The organism is Shewanella indica (assembly GCF_002836975.1).
Lineage (GTDB): Bacteria > Pseudomonadota > Gammaproteobacteria > Enterobacterales > Shewanellaceae > Shewanella > Shewanella indica.
The window spans coordinates 56,056-75,574 of the sequence record NZ_NIJK01000034.1 but is presented as its reverse complement, the minus strand read 5'-3'; the positions used below and the strand labels follow the sequence as shown (position 1 = coordinate 75,574).

15 protein-coding genes are annotated in these 19,519 nt (G+C 52.4%); 11 read left to right on the top strand and 4 right to left on the bottom strand.

Features of this window, described 5'->3' with window-relative positions; translation table 11 throughout:
* Window positions 1-137: 137 nt before the first annotated feature.
* Complete coding sequence (locus tag CX650_RS11550) at window positions 138-1,412, top strand: CinA family nicotinamide mononucleotide deamidase-related protein (protein WP_039036113.1); 1,275 nt, start codon at window positions 138-140, stop codon at window positions 1,410-1,412.
* A gap of 86 nt (window positions 1,413-1,498) precedes the next feature.
* On the opposite strand, the gene CX650_RS11545 is transcribed toward CX650_RS11550, so the two are convergent.
* From CX650_RS11545 to argE, 3 genes are all read right to left on the bottom strand, one after another.
* A complete protein-coding gene (locus tag CX650_RS11545) occupies window positions 1,499-2,005 on the bottom strand; it encodes a YceB family lipoprotein (RefSeq protein WP_101095897.1) in 507 nt (168 codons plus the stop codon).
* A 29-nt stretch (window positions 2,006-2,034) separates the two neighbouring features.
* Complete coding sequence (gene ppc / locus CX650_RS11540; RefSeq protein ID WP_071475625.1) at window positions 2,035-4,671, bottom strand: phosphoenolpyruvate carboxylase; 2,637 nt, start codon at window positions 4,669-4,671, stop codon at window positions 2,035-2,037.
* 144 nt (window positions 4,672-4,815) lie between these two features.
* Complete coding sequence (gene argE, locus CX650_RS11535) at window positions 4,816-5,967, bottom strand: acetylornithine deacetylase (protein WP_101095894.1); 1,152 nt, start codon at window positions 5,965-5,967, stop codon at window positions 4,816-4,818.
* A 264-nt stretch (window positions 5,968-6,231) separates the two neighbouring features.
* On the opposite strand from argE, the gene argC reads away from it, so the two are divergent.
* The 5 genes from argC (at window position 6,232) to argH (ending at window position 11,636) form a co-directional block, all read left to right on the top strand.
* Window positions 6,232-7,212 (top strand): N-acetyl-gamma-glutamyl-phosphate reductase, encoded by a 981-nt coding sequence (gene argC / locus CX650_RS11530; protein WP_101095893.1) that lies wholly within the window; start codon window positions 6,232-6,234, stop codon window positions 7,210-7,212.
* 33 nt (window positions 7,213-7,245) lie between these two features.
* Window positions 7,246-8,028: an acetylglutamate kinase gene (gene argB / locus CX650_RS11525; protein WP_025011587.1), complete on the top strand. Its 783-nt coding sequence runs from the start codon at window positions 7,246-7,248 to the stop codon at window positions 8,026-8,028.
* An 11-nt stretch (window positions 8,029-8,039) separates the two neighbouring features.
* Window positions 8,040-8,945, top strand: a complete 906-nt coding sequence (locus CX650_RS11520) for an ornithine carbamoyltransferase (RefSeq protein WP_039036118.1) — start codon at window positions 8,040-8,042, stop codon at window positions 8,943-8,945.
* Window positions 8,946-8,979: 34 nt separating this feature from the next.
* The gene (locus CX650_RS11515) at window positions 8,980-10,203 is read left to right on the top strand and encodes an argininosuccinate synthase (protein WP_101095892.1); all 1,224 of its coding nucleotides are present in this window, start codon (window positions 8,980-8,982) and stop codon (window positions 10,201-10,203) included.
* A 65-nt stretch (window positions 10,204-10,268) separates the two neighbouring features.
* Entirely contained in the window at window positions 10,269-11,636 is a 1,368-nt protein-coding gene (gene argH, locus CX650_RS11510) for an argininosuccinate lyase (RefSeq protein WP_101095891.1), read from the top strand.
* Between the two features lie 84 nt (window positions 11,637-11,720).
* On the opposite strand, the gene CX650_RS11505 is transcribed toward argH, so the two are convergent.
* Window positions 11,721-14,255 (bottom strand): penicillin-binding protein 1A, encoded by a 2,535-nt coding sequence (locus CX650_RS11505; RefSeq protein WP_101095890.1) that lies wholly within the window; start codon window positions 14,253-14,255, stop codon window positions 11,721-11,723.
* 182 nt (window positions 14,256-14,437) lie between these two features.
* Between CX650_RS11505 and CX650_RS11500 the strand changes: the two genes are divergently transcribed.
* The 5 genes from CX650_RS11500 to CX650_RS11480 all read left to right on the top strand — a co-directional run bounded on the left by CX650_RS11500 (window position 14,438) and on the right by CX650_RS11480 (window position 19,300).
* Complete coding sequence (locus tag CX650_RS11500; RefSeq protein ID WP_039035981.1) at window positions 14,438-15,517, top strand: pilus assembly protein PilM; 1,080 nt, start codon at window positions 14,438-14,440, stop codon at window positions 15,515-15,517.
* Window positions 15,505-16,092 carry a PilN domain-containing protein gene (locus CX650_RS11495; RefSeq protein ID WP_039035982.1) on the top strand — a complete coding sequence of 196 codons (588 nt, stop codon included), beginning with the start codon at window positions 15,505-15,507 and terminating at the stop codon, window positions 16,090-16,092. Before CX650_RS11500 ends, CX650_RS11495 begins: the two co-directional genes overlap by 13 nt.
* Window positions 16,089-16,709, top strand: a complete 621-nt coding sequence (locus CX650_RS11490) for a type IV pilus inner membrane component PilO (protein ID WP_039035983.1) — start codon at window positions 16,089-16,091, stop codon at window positions 16,707-16,709. Before CX650_RS11495 ends, CX650_RS11490 begins: the two co-directional genes overlap by 4 nt.
* Complete coding sequence (locus CX650_RS11485) at window positions 16,706-17,224, top strand: pilus assembly protein PilP (protein WP_039035984.1); 519 nt, start codon at window positions 16,706-16,708, stop codon at window positions 17,222-17,224. Before CX650_RS11490 ends, CX650_RS11485 begins: the two co-directional genes overlap by 4 nt.
* A 69-nt stretch (window positions 17,225-17,293) precedes the next feature.
* Complete coding sequence (locus CX650_RS11480) at window positions 17,294-19,300, top strand: type IV pilus secretin PilQ (protein WP_373297555.1); 2,007 nt, start codon at window positions 17,294-17,296, stop codon at window positions 19,298-19,300.
* Window positions 19,301-19,519 lie beyond the last annotated feature (219 nt).

Genomic DNA, 19,519 nt, shown 5'->3' with positions numbered 1-19,519 from the left:
CCAAAGCGGCTGGCGCAGTGTGTGCCCCTCAGCTCGCAGCCAAGCTGCTTCGCGCTACAGCCATCTATCAAGCTGTGCTTGCTATTCATCCTGCTGTTACTTAACTTATATGCAGTTTTTGCCAAAGGGATCTTTGAATGAAGTTAGAGATGATTTGTACCGGAGAGGAAGTATTGTCCGGTCAGATAATAGATACCAATGCCGCCTGGTTTGCCAATGTGATGATGGAGCATGGGGTTGAGGTGCAGCGCAGGGTCACAGTGGGGGATAGACTCGAAGATCTGATTGCTGTGTTTCAGGAGCGTAGTCTCCATGCCGATATCATTCTGGTTAATGGTGGTTTGGGACCAACCAGCGATGATCTCTCGGCTGAAGCCATGGCTAAAGCCAAGGGTGAGCCTCTGGTTGAGAACGCCGAATGGCGTGCCAAGATGGAGGCCTGGTTCAGCCGTAACAACAGAGAGATGCCGGCGAGTAATCTGAAACAGGCTTTGCTGCCTGAGTCTGCCGTCATGGTGGATAATCCGGTTGGCACGGCCTGTGGCTTTAGAGTCAAACTCAATCGTGCCTGGCTCTATTTCACTCCCGGGGTGCCATTTGAGCTGAAACATATGGTTGAGGAGCAGTTTCTGCCCTTTATCAAACAGGAGTTCGGCCTGGATGCAAAAGTCGCATTGAACAAGCTGTTGACCCTGGGCCATGGCGAATCGACGCTGGCCGATAAGCTGGAAGCATTGGAGTTGCCAGCAGGGATCACCATAGGTTATCGCTCCTCTATGCCACATATAGAGATCAAGTTGTTTGCCCGCGGTGATAAGGCCATTGCTCTGTTGCCCCGAGTCACCAATCATGTGCGACAGGTTTTGGGCACTGCGGTTGTTGCCGAAAATCGCGCGACACTGGCGGAAGAGATCCATCACAGGTTGTTGAATTCAGGTCTAAGCCTTAGTCTGGCCGAGTCCTGTACCGGAGGTATGTTGACCAGCCAATTGGTGGCTTTCCCTGGCAGTTCTTCCTATTTGCATCAGGGGTTGGTGACCTACAGCAATGAAAGCAAGGTGCGGATTCTTGGGGTTCAACCTTCAACACTGGATGACCATGGCGCTGTGTCGATTGCCACCGTTGAGGAGATGGCGATGGGGGCCAGGGCGATACTGGATAGCGACTATGCTCTGGCCACCAGTGGTATTGCCGGTCCTGACGGCGGCACGGAGGAGAAGCCTGTCGGTACTGTCGCTATAGCCTTGGCGACCAAAGGCGGTTGTTACAGCCAGATGATTCAGCTGCCAAGACGTTCTCGAGAACTGGTTCGCAGTCTCAGCAGCGCAGTAGCCTATGACATGCTGCGCCGCGAGTTGTTGGGCGAGGCGGTTATTGTTGACTACTCATCTATTGGTCGATTTGCCAAATAGTCAAAGGCAGCAATAGGTTAAACCAGTAATAGGTTAAATAAAAATACGCAGCCAAGGCTGCGTATTTTTTGTGCGCTGAATATCGATTATTTAAACTTCAGTACCAGCTTGCCTGGTTTAACCTGAAGGCTCTTGGTCATATCGGCCAGTCTCGCTTGGTTGCTGTCCTGGGTGTCCAGAACATAAACCGGCTGACTTTCGAGGAAGTTGCGGATAAAGCCCATCAACTGCGGGGCAATACCCTGTAAAGCCCGCTGAATATCCTTGGGATTGGACTCGACAGAGGTCAATTCCAGACCACGAAGATAGACGCCATGGGTTTGGTTGTCATACCAAGGCTTGGCCTCAAACTCTGTTGTCAGGCTGGCACGCAAGGGAAACAGCGGCGTTCTGAGTATCAGCTCAGAGGTGGCTTTCACCGCCATGGTATCCGGCTTGTGCCCCAATTTGACAGTTACCCGATTCAACTGGATCTCTGTTGCCAGTGGCCCCTGGGTGTCTTGCATATCCAGTTGCAGCTCTTTATTCAGATAGGATTCCAGCTGTCCTTCGCTGATGCTGTATTGGCTGACACAGCCGCCCAACATCAGCATCAACCACAGAGACAGTATTAGGTGCAGCCTCACCCTGTATTCCTCATGCCCGCCGCGACACCGGCTATGGTCAGCATCAGCGCCAGTTGCAATTGTTCCGAGGTTTCCTGTTCCTTGCGACTTCGGGCCAACAGCTCGGCCTGCAGGAAGTTGAGCGGGTCGATATAGGGGTTGCGAAGCCGCACCGACTCCCGGTTCCAAGGAGTATGCGACATCAGGCTGTCAGAGCGGGTCAGTTCGAGTACTGCCTGGATCCCCTGTTGTAGTCTCTCCCTGAGGGCCTCACCCAAGTGACGCAGTTCTTTAGGCACCAGGCAGGTGTCGTAATAGCGGGCGAGGTTGGGTTCTGCCTTGGCATACACCATTTCCAGCATGGAGATACGGGTGTTGAAGAAGGGCCACTGGCGTTCCATCTCCTGTAGCAAAGAGAGTTCTCCTCGCTTGGCCGCGGCTTCAAGAGCCTCACCGGCACCGAGCCAGGCCGGCAGCATCAAACGGTTCTGTGACCAGGCGAATATCCAGGGAATGGCGCGCAGGCTTTCGATACCGCCATCCACCCGGCGTTTGGCCGGTCGGCTGCCGAGTGGCAGTTTACCCAGCTCTACTTCAGGCGTTGCGGCTCTGAAATAGGCAACAAAGTCAGCTTCTTCCCTGACTATGCTGCGGTAGGCCAGTACAGATTCATCGGCCAGTCGCTGCATGCATTGCCGCCACTCCTGTTTGGGCTCGGGAGGCGGAAGCAAAGTGGCCTCCATCACCGCCGAGGTGTAAAGCGCCAGTGACTGCACCGCCAACTTGGGGAGGCCGAATTTGAAGCGGATCATCTCTCCCTGCTCTGTCACCCGGATCCGTCCGTCAACTGAGCCCGGAGGCTGTGACAGAATCGCCTGGTGAGCAGGGCCGCCGCCACGACCGATAGTACCGCCACGGCCGTGGAACAGAGTCAGTTTGACGCCGGCCTTCTTACACACAGCAACCAGTTGTTCCTGCGCCCGGTATTGTGCCCAGGCCGCGGCCATAACTCCGGCATCCTTGGCCGAATCCGAATAACCAATCATCACTTCCTGCATGCCTTTGGTGTAACCCAGATACCAATCGATATCGAGCAGGGCTGAGATGCAATCGGCTGCATTATTGAGGTCGTCCAGGGTCTCAAACAGCGGCACTACCCGCATGGGATAGCGGCAGCCGGTTTCCTTGAGCAGCAAGAGTACCGCCAACACGTCGGATGGTTGGCTGGCCATGGATATCACATAGGAGCCCAGCGCTTGTTGAGGCTGAGTGGCTATCAAGCGGCAGGTTGCCAGTACCTCGGCCACCTCGTCTGATGGCTGCCAGTTTACCGGGATCAAGGGTCTACGATTGGCCAGTTCCCTGAGCAGGAAGGCCTGCTTTTCTGTCTCATCCCAATGGTTGAAGTCACCCATGCCCAGGTAGCGGGTAAGCTCGGCAATGGCATTGGCGTGGCGCTCTGCATCTTGGCGGATATCCAACCTCAGCATATGAATGCCGAAGCAGGCCAAGCGGCGCAGCATATCCAGCAGCAAGCCGTTGGCTATCAGGCTCATGCCGCAATCACACAAGCTTTGATACAGCATCAGCAGTGGTTTTTTCAGATCGTCCTGATGCCAGATGATGCTATGGTTGTCGACCTCGGGCTGATGACCTTCGAGGCGGGCATTGAGATAGTCTATGGTGTTGCGCAGCTTTTGGCGCAGATCTCTGAGCACGTCACGATAAGGTTCGCAGCTGCCGTTGGTATACTGGCTCAGCTCCTCGTTGGCTTCTTCCATGGACAATTCGCCAACCAGAGAGACGATATCTTTGAGATAGAGTCTGGCGGCGGCATGGCGGTTACGATCCAATACTTCCTGAGTGACCTTGGCGGTAACAAAGGGGTTGCCGTCACGGTCGCCCCCCATCCAGCTGGAGAATCGCACCGGAGCGATATCAATCGGTAGTTGGCTGCCGGTGCGTTCTTCTACCTGGTCGTTGAGCTGGCGTAAAAAGTCGGGAATCGCCTGCCACAGTGAGGTTTCGATAGTCGCCAAACCCCAGCGGGCTTCATCCACCGGCGTTGGGCGTTCGCGGCGGATCTCATTGGTATGCCAAATCTGGGCAATTAGCTGCCGCAGTCGCAGATTGATCTGTTTAAACTCGCGCTCGCTGAGCTGATCGTTTTCCAGTGCCGTCAGGCAATCGACCACAGATGAGTACTTCTGGATCAGAGTGCGGCGGGATATCTCGGTCGGGTGTGCCGTCAGTACCAGATCTATGTTCATCTCCCTGAGACAGGACAGCATCTGCTTCTGATCTATCGGGCCGTTGAGCATGCGTCCGAGCAGTTGCTCCACGGGATCCGGTACACACACCAGTTCATCACAGTTGCGGCTGATGGTATGAAATTGCTCGGCGATATTCGCCAGGTTGAGAAATTGGTTAAAGGCTTTGGTGACCGGCACCAGTTCGTCATCGGGCAAGGCCGTCAGCAGTTCCAGCATCTGCTGGCGGGCGCTTTCGTCACCCTGACGGGAACTCTTGGCCAGTTGGCGGATCTGCTCCACCTTATCGAGAAATGGCTCCCCCAGATCGGATCGCATGGTGTCGCCGAGGATCTGCCCAAGCATACTGACGTTGGATCTTAAGGATGCATACATATCTGCCATCGTGTTGATTGCTCCAAAGAATAGTGAGAAAGAGTCGTCGTTTCGGGCGGACTTGAGTAGAGCACAATAACCAGCACTGTGCCCTGTGGTCAATACGCTGAGGTATTTGCCTCGCGTTGTTTCCAGCGGCTGTGGGCTGGATCATTATTTTATACAGGCATGATAAATAAGCTGTTTCAGCAAATTTATCGTGGGTTTGATCTGCGCCGTATCCAAATATTCATCGGGCTGATGAGCCTGCTCTATGCTGCCGGGTCCCAATACCAGAGTGTGGCATCCCAGTTGCCGAATATAAGGCGCCTCGGTGGCATAGTTCACCACTTGCGGTGCCTGCCCCGCCAGGCTGGCGACCAGTTGGCTCCAGGGAGAGTCTCTATCATCGGCAAAGGGCTCTGAGCCGGGATAGAGTTCGCTGATGGAAACCGCCCCCGGGAATTGCTCGCAGACCGGCTGTAAATACTGCTGCAGCATGAGTTGCAGATCGGTCAAAGCCAACCCGGGAAGCGGGCGGATATCCAGATGCAGATCACAGCAGCCACAGATACGGTTGGCGGCATCGCCGCCGTGGACATGGCCAAAGTTCATGGTTGGGTAAGGCACACTGAAGGCGTTTTCGCGATAGTGTTCACTCAAATGCTGCTTGAGTTTAAGTAGTCGGCCTATGATCAGATGCATCACTTCTATGGCATTGAGTCCCTTGGCCGGATCCGACGAGTGGCCGCTGCGGCCTGTTACCCGAATGCCTTGAGCCATGTGCCCCTTATGCATATAAACCGGCCGCAGGCTAGTGGGTTCGCCTATGATGGCAAATTCAGGCTTGATTGCAGCGTTGGCGGCAAAGGCCTTGGCCCCATTCATTGTGGTTTCTTCATCGGCACTGGCGAGAATATAAAGAGGCCGCTTCATTTGTGTCAGCGGCAGTTGTTTCAAGGCCTCCAATATCAAGGCAAAGAAACCTTTCATGTCACAAGTTCCCAAGCCATACCAAAGATTATCTTTTTCGGTTAGCCGAAAGGGATCATGCTGCCAATGGCCTTCATCGAACGGCACTGTGTCTGTGTGCCCGGCCAGCAGCAGACCCCCTTGGCCAGTCCCCAGGCTGGCCAGCAGGTTATGTTTGTTGCGACTGCCGGGCACCGGCTGGCGGCGGCACTCCAACCCCAAATCGCCAAACCAGTTGGCCAGCAAGTCGATAACGGCAGCATTGGATTGATCTTGCTCGGGCTCCAAGGCACTGATGGAGGGCGAGGCGATAAGCGCACTGAAGCTTTCTGTGAGTTCCGGCAGTTTTTTCATGACTATCCTGCAAAACATTAAAAATAACTATTCATATATATTGCATAAATAAATTGCTGTGTTAGTCTAGCAAACAGCTAAAGCCAGTGTCATCTTTCATGGTGACTAAATTCAGTGAGACTAAGTATGTTGAGTTCGACCTTGAGCTTGATTCAGACCCAAAACTGCAATAACTCCCTGCGACGATAAACTTGTCATTAGGCGTTGAGCCACGGGCTTTCGTTGTGCCCTTCCTTTTTTGATTAGCTTGAAGAATTAGAAACCATGAAAAATATCGCCATCATAGGGGCCAGTGGATATACAGGTGCCCAGTTAACCGCCCTGATCCAAGCCGAGCCAGAGTTAAGCATTCAAGGGTTGTATGTCTCTGAAAATAGTCTGGATAAAGGCAAAAGCCTGGCCGAGCTTTATCCTATTTATCAACATATCTCTGCAGAGTTGCAGCCGTTAACGCCAGAGGCCAAACAGCAGATAGTGGCGCAGGCCGACGCCGTGGCGCTGGCGACCGAACATTCGGTAAGCCTGGAATTGGCGGCTTGGTTTTATGCCCAGGGGCTGGCGGTATTTGATTTGAGCGGTGCCTATCGTTTCAGCGATGCTGCAAACTACCCCAAGTGGTATGGCTTTGAGCATAACCAAGCCGAAGTATTGGCACAGGCGGTTTATGGCCTGGCCGAGTGGAATGCCGAGGCGATTGCCAACAGCAAGATGATTGCGGTTCCCGGTTGTTATCCCACGGCATCCCTGTTGGCGCTTAAGCCGCTCAAGTCACTGATGACAGATGCCTTCCCCGTTATCAATGCCGTTAGCGGTGTGACCGGAGCCGGACGCAAGGCGCAGCTGCACACCAGTTTCTGTGAAGTGAGTTTAACGCCCTACGGTGTGCTTGGTCACAGGCATCAGCCCGAAATCGCCAGCCAACTGGGGCAGGAAGTGATTTTTACTCCGCACCTTGGCAACTTCAAACGCGGCATTCTCGCCACCATTACGCTGCAACTCAAGCCGGGTACCAAGGCAGAGGACGTTGCCGAGGCTTACAGCATCTACCATGGCTCGAGCATAGTCAGCGTAAAGCAGAACCAATTCCCCAAGGTGGATGACGTGGTATATACGGGCAATTGTCATCTGGGATGGAAGTTTGATGAACAGAACCATTATCTGGTGGTGGCCAGTGCCATAGACAACCTGATGAAAGGCGCTGCCAGTCAGGCGCTTCAATGCATAAAGATTCACTTTAAATACTAATTATTCCCGGAACGGTTAGAGAGAGTTGTCACTATGAGCACGAAAGACAAGGTGTTGGTTCTGAAAGTTGGCGGCGCACTGATGCAGTGTGAGATGGGAATGGCCAGGCTGATGGATACGGCGGCGAAAATGCTGGCCCAGGGACAGAAGGTGGTTCTGGTTCATGGTGGCGGTTATCTGGTGGATGAACAGCTCAAGGCCAATGGCATGGATACGGTGAAGCTCGACGGCTTGCGGGTCACCCCACCGGAGCAGATGCCGATCATCGCCGGCGCTCTGGCCGGTATGTCCAACAAGATACTGCAGGCGGCGGCCATCAAGGCCGGTGTCGCCAGCGTTGGCATGAGTCTGGCGGATGCCAACTTGGTCGATGCGGTAATTAAAGATGAACGCTTGGGGCTGGTGGGTGAAGTTTCCCCCAAAGACGGCAGCTATATCAATTTCGTCCTGTCTCAGGGGTGGATGCCCATCGTCAGCTCCATTGCAGTCTCCAGCGAAGGGCAACTGCTTAACGTCAATGCCGATCAGGCCGCCACAGTGCTGGCCAAGTTGGTGCAGGGCAAGCTGGTACTGCTCTCCGATGTTTCTGGAGTATTGGACGGTAAGGGGCAGTTGATCGCCAGTCTTAATCGCAGCGAAATCGACGACCTGGTGAAACTGGGCGTGATAGAGAAAGGCATGAAAGTCAAAGTAGAGGCGGCGTTGGAAGTCGCAGAACTCATGGGGCAGCCGGTACAGGTTGCTTCCTGGAGAGATGCGGCGCAACTGGCTGCATTGGCTCAGGGCGAAGCCGTGGGTACGCAAATAAAACCATAGGAGAAGGCAGTATGAAGCACCTGTTGACCATTAAAGAACTTACCCAATCCCAGTTGCTGGCGTTGTTGGACCTGGCCAAGAAGATCAAGGCCAATCCGGCAGACTACCGACACGCGCTTGCGGGCAAGAGCGTAGTGATGCTGTTTGAAAAACCTTCCCTGCGTACCAGGGTCAGTTTCGATATCGGTATCCACAAGCTGGGTGGCCACTGTCTTTATCTGGATCAACAAAATGGTGCTTTGGGCAAGCGCGAATCTGTTGCCGATTTCGCCGGTAACCTTTCCTGCTGGGCCGACGCCATAGTGGCACGGACTTTCAGCCACAAGACCATAGAAGGCCTGGCGGAATTTGGCACTGTGCCTGTGATCAATGCGCTGTCGGACTTGTACCACCCTTGTCAGGCACTGGCGGATTTTCTGACCCTGTCAGAGCAGCTCGGTGACTTGAGCAAGGTGAAATTGGCCTATGTGGGCGATGGCAACAACGTGACCCACTCGCTGATGATAGGCGCTGCCATTTTGGGTGCCAGCATGACGGTTATCTGCCCCGAAGGGCATTTCCCCGATGGTCTGATTGTCAATGAAGTACAGCAACTGGCGGCCGAGAATGGTGGCAGCCTGGTACTGACTTCGGACATCGCCGCCCTGGAAGGTCAGGATGCCGTCTACACTGATACTTGGATTTCCATGGGCGACCAAACAGAACTTTCTGATATTGAAGCGAAATTTAATCCTTATCAGATCAATCAGCCGCTGATGGATCAGTATAAGGTGAAGTATTTTATGCATTGTTTACCCGCTCACAGAGGGGTAGAAGTGACAGATGAGGTGATGGATGGTAAAGGTTCTCTGATCCTGCAACAGGCAGAAAACCGCATGCACGCGCAGAATGCCGTTCTGGTAACACTTTTGAGCTGATGGCCAAGGGCCAGTTGAATCTAGGAAAATTAAGATGTCTATTGCACAGAAAAACACAGATGTAAAAAAAGTTGTTCTGGCCTACTCCGGCGGCCTGGATACCTCGGCCATTATTCCCTGGCTGAAAGAGAACTATAACAACTGTGAGATCGTCGCCTTTTGTGCCGATGTTGGACAAGGGGAAGCCGAACTTGAAGGTTTGACAGAAAAGGCGTTGGCCTCCGGCGCCAGTGAGTGTCATATTGTTGATTTGAAAGAAGAGTTTGTTAAAGACTACATCTATCCCACCATAGCGACCGGTGCCATTTATGAGGGAACCTATCTGCTGGGTACCTCTATGGCCAGACCCATTATCGCCAAGGCTCAGGTGGAAGTGGCCCGCAAGGTCGGCGCCGATGCCCTGTGTCACGGTTGTACCGGCAAGGGTAACGATCAGGTGCGTTTCGAAGGCTGCTTTGCCGCATTGGCGCCGGATCTGAAAGTGATTGCTCCTTGGCGTGAGTGGACCATGGAGAGCCGTGAAGATCTGCTGGCTTACCTGGCCGAGCGCAACATCAAGACCTCGGCTTCGGCCACCAAGATCTATAGCCGCGATGCCAACGCCTGGCATATCTCCCACGAAGGTGGGGAGCTGGAAGATCCCTGGAATGAGCCCAGCAAAGAGGTGTGGACCATGACAGTCGATCCGCTGGATGCGCCAGATGAGCCTGAATATGTCAGCCTGAAAGTGGAAAACTGCCGGGTGACTGAAGTCAACGGTGAGGCCCTGAGCCCCTATGCGGCGCTGATGAAGCTGAACCAGATTGCTGCCGCCCACGGTGTTGGCCGTATCGATATTACTGAAAACCGGCTGGTGGGGATGAAGTCCCGTGGCTGTTATGAGACACCGGGCGGCACTGTCATGTTTGCTGCTCTGAGAGCGATAGAGGAGTTGGTGCTCGACAAGACCAGCCGTAACTGGCGGGAACAGGTCGCCGCTCAGATGGCACATCTGGTCTATGATGGCCGTTGGTTTACGCCTCTGTGCAACTCGCTGTTAGCGGCATCCGAGGCTCTGGCCCAGGACATCAACGGTGAAGTGGTGATCAAGCTCTTCAAGGGCCAGGCGGTAGCCGTGAAGAAACGTTCTCCCAACAGCCTGTATTCCGAGGCGTTTGCCACCTTCGGTGAAGACACGGTTTACGATCAGAAACACGCCGAAGGCTTTATCCGCCTCTACTCATTGGCGAGCCGTATTCGCGCGCTCAACAGCAAGTAAGCGTCAGTATATCAGGGGCGCATTGGCGCCCCTTAGTTTTTATGCCCGAGAAAGAGGACCTTATCATGGCTTTATGGGGTGGCAGATTCAGCGGCCAAAGCAGCGAACTTTTCAAACTCTTCAACGATTCCCTGCCGGTGGATTTCCGTTTACTGGAGCAGGATATCCAGGGCTCAGTCGCCTGGGCCGAGGCGATAACCCAGGCCGGCGTGTTAACCCAGGAAGAATGTCAGGCCCTGACTCAGGCGCTGGCTGAGTTGCTTGCAGAAGTTAAAGATACGCCGGAGCAGATCATCGCTTCCGGCGCCGAAGATATTCACAGTTTTGTGGAATCACAGCTGATCGCCAAGGTGGGTGACTTGGGTAAGAAGCTGCACACCGGCCGTTCGCGCAATGATCAGGTGGCGACCGATCTCAAGCTGTGGTGCAAACAGGAAGGCGCACACCTGCTGAGTCTGTTGCTCGAAGTCAAACAGGGGCTGCTGGCATTGGCCGAACGCGAGTTGGATGCAGTAATGCCGGGATATACCCATCTGCAGCGGGCACAACCCGTGACCTTTGGACATTGGGCTTTGGCTTATGTGGAAATGTTTGAGCGGGATATCAGCCGCTTGCAGGATGCATTGAATCGCCTCAACACCTGCCCTCTGGGTTGTGGAGCCTTGGCGGGTACAGCTTATGCCATCGACCGTCAGGCGCTGGCGGCCAGCCTGGGCTTTGCCTCTGCTACCCTCAACAGCCTGGACAGCGTGTCTGATCGTGACCATGTGATCGAACTCTGCAGCGATGCCTCTATCAGCATGATGCACTTAAGTCGTATGGCCGAAGATATGATCTTCTTCAATTCCGGCGAAGCCAACTTCATCGAACTGGCCGACAATGTCACCTCAGGTTCTTCCTTGATGCCGCAGAAGAAGAACCCCGATGCGCTTGAGCTTATCCGCGGTAAAGCGGGCAGGGTATACGGCAGCTTGATGGGGATCCTCACCACCATGAAGGCGCTGCCACTCGCCTACAACAAGGATATGCAGGAAGACAAGGAAGGCTTGTTCGATGTGATGGACAGCTGGAGCCTGTGTTTGAAAATGGCGGCTCTGGTGCTCGAAGGTGTCAAGGTTAACCGTGACAATGCGTTGGCCGCAGCTCAACAGGGATACGCCAATGCCACTGAGCTGGCGGACTATCTGGTGGGCAAAGGTATGCCCTTTAGACAGGCGCATCACGTTGTGGGTGAAGTGGTGTTGCATGCTATCGCCGAGGGTAAGCCACTGGAAGCCTTGCCACTTGAAGTCTTGCAAGGCTATGCCGACATCATAGCGGAGGATGTTTATCCGCATCTGAGTATCGATTCCTGCCTGGCGAAACGCAATATTCTCGGTGGTACCGCGGTGGAACAGGTCAAGGCCGCGCTGACAGCCAAGCAGACCAAATAGAAGCTACCCCTCGGATTCGAGCCAAACAAAAACGCGCCAATCGGCGCGTTTTTTAATGTTTAACACCGTCTGTTAAACAGACAGTTACTGGAACAGCTCTTCCGGCGGTGTTTCGATAAAGATGTCACTGTCATCTTCGGCGCCGGTGGCGTATTCCTTGGGTTCTGTACCCTGAATAAAGTACTCGAAGTCGCTGGTGTAGTCTGTCTTACGCGACAGCTTGCCGCTGTCTAAATCAATACGCACCGAAACGATTCCAGCCGGTGGAATGCTGGGTTCTTCCGGCGTTCCTTCCAGGGCATCGCGCATAAACTCGTTCCAGCCCGGGCCTGCGGTCTTGGCACCGGATTCGGCCCCTGAAATCTGATCTTTGGCGCCGCTGGCATTCCAGGCGGTCCGTCCCAGTTCACGGCCATGGTCATCGAAGCCGACCCAGACGGTGGTGGCAAGCGTTGGATTGTAGCCACTGAACCAGGTGTCCCGCGATTCGTTGGTTGTTCCCGTTTTACCGGCTATGTCATGGCGTTTGACCACTCTGGCGGCGCGCCAGGCGGTACCGTTCCAGCCAGTGCCCTTGCTCCAGTTACCGCCACCCCAGATAACACTCTTGAGGGCATCGGTGATTAGGAATGCGGTCTGCTCGCTGATCACCTGCTTGGCGTGACGGGCGCTAGGGCTGTCACAGCTGAAAGGATCTTCCTGAACCAGGGGCTGCAGCGGCTCTTGCATAGTCAAATCGGTTATGGCGTTATCCGCCATATCCTCTTCAGCCTTAAGCGGCGCGTCACAAGCCAGAGCCGGATGAGCCTGTTCAAGGATTTCGCCTTGGGCATTCAGGATCCGTTTGATGAAGTATGGTTCAACCAGATAACCCCCGTTGGCGAAGGTTGAGAAGGCTGTGACCACCTGCAAAGGTGTGGCTGATGGTGAACCCAGCGCCAGAGACTCGTTGCGGTTGAGCTCTTTGGCATCGAAACCAAACTGTACTAGTTTGTCGATGGCGGCATCCAGCCCAACATAGCGTAGGGTTCTTACCGACATCACGTTGATAGACTGTGCCAGCCCCAGACGCAGCCTGGTGGGGCCGCCGTATACGTCGGGTGAGTTCTTGGGACGCCAAGCCGTACCTTGGCTGAGATCCGGTTTGTTGATAGGCGCGTTGTTGATCAGTGTCGCCAGGGTATAGCCTTTCTCCAGCGCTGCGGCATATAGGAAAGGTTTTATGTTGGAGCCCAACTGACGCTTGGCCTGAGTCACCCGGTTGTACTGGCTCTGACTGAAGCTGTAACCACCGACCAGTGCCTGAATTGCACCATCTTTAGGATCTATCGAGACTATGGCGCTGGCAACCTGAGGCACCTGAGCCAGTTGCCAGATATCGCCGTTGTGACGTACCCAAATCTGTTCGCCCACTTTCAGGAATTGTTCGGCTTTCTTCGGTGGTGCGCTTTGGCGTTTGTCACTGATAAATTTGCGGGCCCATTTGAGGCCATCCCAAGGCAGAGTGAGCTTTTCTCCTGAAGCGAGCAGTACTTCAGCTTGTTGTTCTTCTACCTTCAATACGGCAGCAGGCCTGAGCTCCTGAATGGGCATGGTTTTCTTCAGGGTGGCAATCAACTCGCTCTCATCAGGTTGCTTGTCTGTCCAGAGAACCGCTTCCGGGCCTCGATAGCCATGGCGTTCATCATAGGCGTAGACATTGTTGCGCAGTGCCTTTTGGGCTTTTAACTGCAGTGAGGAGTCTATGCTGGTGTAGACATCGTATCCTCCGGTATAGGCTTCCTCTTCACCGTATTTTTGTACCATATAATCCCTGGCCATCTCTGAAATATAGGGGGCATAGAGATCGATTTCGGCACCATGGTATTTGGCGGTAATAGGTTGGGCGCTGGCCTCGTTGTATTCACTCTGGGTGATGTAGCCGACCTCCAGCATACGGTTGAGCACCAGATTACGACGAGTCAAAGCTCGGCTGGGGGAGGTGATAGGGTTGAGTGTTGAGGGCGCTTTCGGCAAGCCGGCGATAACTGCCATTTCAGCAAGCGTCAAGTCTTTGACTTCCTTGCCATAATATACTTGAGCCGCGGCGCCAACCCCGTAGGCCCGCTGTCCAAGATAGATACGGTTGACATAGAGCTCCAGAATTTCATCTTTGGTCAGCAGCTGCTCTATGTGGATAGAGATAAATATCTCTTTGACTTTACGAATAATTGTCTTGTCTCGGGTCAGGAAGAAGTTCCTGGCCACCTGCATGGTAATGGTACTGGCGCCCTGCTTTTTTTCGCCGGTGGCCAACATAACCAGTGCGGCCCGAGCTACCCCTATGGGGTCGACGCCTTTGTGCTCATAAAAACGTGAATCTTCGGTTGCCAGAAAGGCTTGCAGTAATGGTTTGGGCACATCGGCCAATTCCAACGGGATCCTGCGCTTTTCACCGAATTGTGAGATCAGCTTGCCATCACTGGAATAAACCCTCAGTGGTGTTTGCAGTTGCACTGTCTTGAGTGTGGCGACATCCGGGAGTTCGGGGAGGACGTAGAAGTAGGCTCCAACGATAGCTGCAACCCCCAAAAGGGCCAGGCTGAATAGAGCTATGAGTATACGTTTTAACCACTTCACTAGATTATTCCAAAACTTGCTGCGGGCACAATAGTATATAAGGCGTTTTGTGCAGGGTGAAGCAAAAAGGCAGCGTCAAAAAATTAGCCGTTGTAATGTACTCAAACATTTTATACAAAGAGGCGTAACAATTTGAAAATGTGCTACTCTAAAACCTAACAATAACAAAGTGACAAAGGACTATGCTTTCGAATCTATGGAAGCGTCAGGCTCCGCAAATGGTGGGTATTGACATCGGTTCTCACGAGGTCAAGGCAATCCTGCTGGGCAAGACAGGCGATGGTTATAAAATCCAGGCTTACGCCGCAGCTCCTGTTAAAAAAGGAGCCATCAATGATCATGATATTCGTGATCCTGAAGCCGTTATTGAAGCAATGAAACAGCTCAAGAGGCAATTGCCCAAAGCAACTAAATTTGCTTCTGTCGCTGTATCCGGATCAGCCGTAATGACTAAAGTCATCTACATGGATGCCTCTCTGAGTGAGGTGGAAATGGAGGCACAGATTGAGATTGAAGCGGATAACCTTATTCCCTATTCACTTGATGAAGTCAGTATTGATTTTGAAACACTGAGCGTTAACAAGACAGATCCCAGTAAAGTTGATGTTTTGCTCAGTGCTTGCCGAACCGAAAATATCGATGCCAGAATCGATGCGCTGGACAGTGTTGACCTTGAGCCCAAAGTCGTTGATGTAGAAGGTTATGCTTTAGGCCGTTCCCTTGAATTGGTCTTGGGACAGCTGCCGGACGGCGCTGCTGAACAGGTGGTCGCTTTAGTTGATATTGGTGCCAATATGACTACCTTCGCGGTAGTGGAAAAAGGGGAAACGGCCTTTATCCGCGAACAGGCGTTTGGTGGTGAACTCTTCACTCAATCTATATTGTCTTTTTACGGCATGTCTTATGAGCAGGCGGAAAAGGCCAAGATAGAAGGTGATCTACCTCGCAATTATATGTTTGAGGTGTTATCGCCATTCCAAACGCAATTATTGCAACAAATAAAACGCACGCTGCAAATATATTGCACTTCCAGTGGTAAAGATAAAGTCGATCATTTGGTGCTTTGTGGCGGTACCTCCAAATTAGAAGGTATGGCTAATCTTCTGACCAATGAATTAGGTGTTCATACAATAATTGCTGACCCCTTTCAGGGAAGTTTGCATGCAGACGATTCAGTAAAAAATGCCCTGCAACCCCATATCAGTAAATACATGGTGGCCTGCGGCCTGGCGCTGAGGAGTTATGGTCAATGGCGAACATAAATTTATTACCATGGCGCGAAGAAGCCAGGGAAAAACAGAAACGTGACTATATAGGGATTTTGGCTGCTGTTTTTATTGGCGCCGCGTTGTTGGTTTACATGGCACTGAACTTTATCGGTTTGATGACAGAAGATCAGCGGCAGCGAAATGCTTATCTTCAATCAGAAATTAGCTTGTTAGACAAACAGATAGCTGAGATTACCAAGATCAAACAGCGCAAAAAGGATATTGAACGTCGCACCGAGATTATTCTTAACCTGCAACAGGCGCGTAATTTGCCTACCCATGTATTGGATGAGCTGGTACGGGTTATTCCGCCAGGCATCTATCTTTCCAGCATAGAAAAGAAAGGCAGCCTCATCTGGATCGAGGGGCGTAGTGAGTCCAATAACAATGTCGCCAACATGATGCGAAAAATTAAAGCATCAGAGTGGCTTCAGGACCCGAGTATGCAGTCGATAGTTTCTCAGCAGGAAGAACTCAGAGAGCTGCAACGCTTCAGTCTCAAGGTCAGTATCAAGGGAGCAAATCGGCTTGAGGGGACGGCACAGATGGCGAAAGGAGCGGGCAAATGAGTTTCGATTTGAGCCAGTTCAATGACCTGGACATGGAGAATATCGGCGCTTGGCCGACTCAGGTCAAGGCTGTGTTTGCCGGCTTGCTGGCAATTCTGGTGTTCGTTGGTGGCTATTATTTGTTTGTTTCAGATGCCATAGATATCTATCAGTCCGAGCAAGTTAAAGAGCAACAACTGCGTGATGATTTCAAGCAAAAGTATCTTTTGGCCGCTAACCTGAAATTATATCGAGAGCAGTTGGTGCAGATGGAAGCGCAATTTGCCGAATTGCTGAAGATGCTGCCATCTGAAAACGAAATGCCGGGTTTGCTTGATGACTTGACCTATGTGGCTACAGATGCCGGGTTGAAGATTCAGAGTCTGGATTGGGACGCAGAGATCCAGCGGGACTTCTACATTGAATTTCCGATACGTATGGCCGTGACCGGCGATTATCACCAACTGGGTCACATGGTCGGCGGGGTTGCCAAGTTGCCACGGATTGTCAGTCTGCATGATTTTGTGATTAAGCGTGACCCATCAGGCATCTTGGCGATGGAGATCCTTGCCAAGACCTACAGATTTAAAGAAGGAACGGAATTACCGCCGGAGAAGGCTAAGGGGAAAGGTAAATGAAACGACTCATTACCCTGACCGCTGCGGTGCTATTGCTGAGTGGTTGTATTGGTGACAGAGCGGATCTTGAGGACTTTGTTACCAGCACCAAGGCCCAGCCGGTTGCTCCAATCCCGCCGCTGAAAGAGCCGCCTCAGTTTGAGCACTTTGATTATCAGGCCGATATGATGCGTAGCCCCTTTGTACCACCTTCCCGAGAACTGACGGAAGAGGTGATAGACACCACCAAAGACTGCCTGCAACCGGATCTCAAGCGTCGCAAGGGCCGTCTAGAAACCTATGCCCTGGATAATCTCAAGATGCGCGGCACCCTGAGCGAAGACAAGGTGGTTTGGGCCTTGGTGGAGACGACTGATGGCAATGTCTATCGCATGGGCGTCGGTGAGTATTTGGGACTTTATCATGGCCGGATAGCCAAAGTATCAGCACAGTATATCGATATCATTGAATTAGTACCGGACGGTTCCGGCTGCTGGACAGAGCGCAACAGCAGCCTGGAATTGACCGGAGAATAACAAGCGAAGGATGAGGGAATAATGGAATCTTCTGCCGCGAATATCACCCCAAAAAATGCAGCCAAATGGATGCAGTATATCCTGGGCAGCTTGCTCATCCTGGGGCTAAGTCCCTATGCTGATGCTGCCAACAAGCTGGTAGATGTTAAGTACCATGCCATTGTGGATCACCAACTGGAATTGGAGTTGGTGTTTGACAAGCCGATATCTGAGCCGGAAATCAATTTGAATGCCGATCCCGCCAGTATCCAATTGAACTTTAGCGACAGTATTTCTGCGCTGGAAAAAGCACAGATCCCTATTAACACTGCCGGGGTCGAGCAGCTGTCCAGCATGCAGGATGGCGATAAGTTGCAACTGGTTTTGGCACTGAAAAAAGTGAAACCTTATCAAGGTAAGGCCGTGGGGAACGTCTATCGTTTGACTGTCAATGATGAAGTCATGGATCCCCAGAGCAAGGCCAGCAGCCCGTTTGTTAATAGCATAAAAAATATCGACTTCCGCCGCTTGGGGGATAAGGGTGGTGAATTGCTGGTTGAGCTGCGTAATTCATCGGTTGCCGCCAATGTTGAGCAGGTCGGTTCCAGGCTGGAGCTGAAGTTGTACAACACAGATATTCCATCTGACATGCTTTATGTTATGGATGTGCAAGACTTTGCCACCCCGGTGAAGAGCTTTGAGACCTTCAAAGAAGAGCTGACCAGTCGAATTCTGATCGATATCAAGGGCGACTACGAATACAACTACAAACAAGACGGTAATATGTTCACCTTGGCGATGACCGAGGTTGAGCGTGCAGTTCAGATGGAGACGGAGAAGAAATACTCGGGCAAGACCCTATCACTCAACTTCCAGAATATTTCAGTCAGAACCGTGCTGCAGATCATTGCCGATTACAACGACTTCAACCTGGTGACCAGTGATACAGTCGAAGGTAGTATCACCCTGAGATTGGATGACGTACCTTGGGATCAGGCGCTGGATCTTATCCTGCAGACCAAGGGGTTGGATAAGCGAATCGAAGGTAATATTCTGATGGTTGCGCCGGCTGAGGAGCTTGCCATACGTGAAGAAAACCAGCTCAAGAACAAGAAAAAAGTCTCGGAAGAGTTGGCGCCACTTTACTCGGAATATTTGCAGGTGAACTATGCCAAGGCCACCGAGATTGCCAGCTTGTTAAGGGGAGAAGGATCAAGCCTATTGTCCAAACGCGGCACAGTTGCCGTGGACGAAAGAACCAATACTCTGCTGGTTAAAGACACGGCCGATATTCTGGAAAACGTGCACAAGCTGATAGAAGTGCTGGACGTGCCTATTCGTCAGGTGTTGATTGAAAGCCGAATGGTTACGGTTAAGGATGATGTTGCTGAGGATTTGGGTATCCGTTGGGGGATCACAGATCAACAGGGCAATAAAGGCACCTCGGGTAGTCTGGAAGGCGCTCAGGACATCACCAACGGCACCATTCCATCCATAGGCGATCGTCTCAATGTGAACCTGCCGGCGGCTCCTAGCAATGCTGCCAGCATAGCTTTCCATGTTGCCAAACTGGCCGATGGTACTGTCTTGGATTTGGAATTGAGTGCGCTGGAGCAGGAAAACAAGGGTGAAATCATCGCCAGCCCCAGAATTACCACCTCAAATCAGAAAGCCGCTTATATTGAGCAGGGTGTCGAGATCCCTTATGTGGAATCGGCTTCCAGTGGCGCGGCTACAGTACAGTTCAAGAAAGCGGTATTGTCACTGCGGGTAACACCACAAATTACCCCGGATAACCGTGTGATACTGGATTTGGAAATCACTCAGGATTCTCAAGGTAAGATAGTACAGACGCCGCTGGGAGAAGCTGTTTCCATCGATACCCAGCGCATAGGTACCCAAGTGCTGGTGGACAATGGTGAAACCATAGTGCTGGGGGGGATCTATCAGCAGAACTTGATCAGTCGGGTCAGCAAGGTGCCTGTTTTGGGGGATATTCCCCTGGTTGGCTTCCTGTTCCGCAATACTTCGGACAAGAATGAGCGCCAGGAGCTGCTGATCTTCGTAACGCCCAAGATAGTGACTGAGGAAATCTAGGGAAGGTGCGAAAAAGTCCTCGTGGCGTTCTCTTTTGTAGTGCGTCGCTTGCAACGCAATTGGCGTTCACGGCATCTGATTGAAGCCATGAGGGGGTCTGCTTAAGTTTTTTCCAAACCTGTAAAACTTCAACCAAAGCCAGTGCCAGTCGCTGGCTTTGATGTTTGGGCGCGGGGAAATTTGGCTTTAATAGTCGGCATTACTTGCCTTGAATGTCCT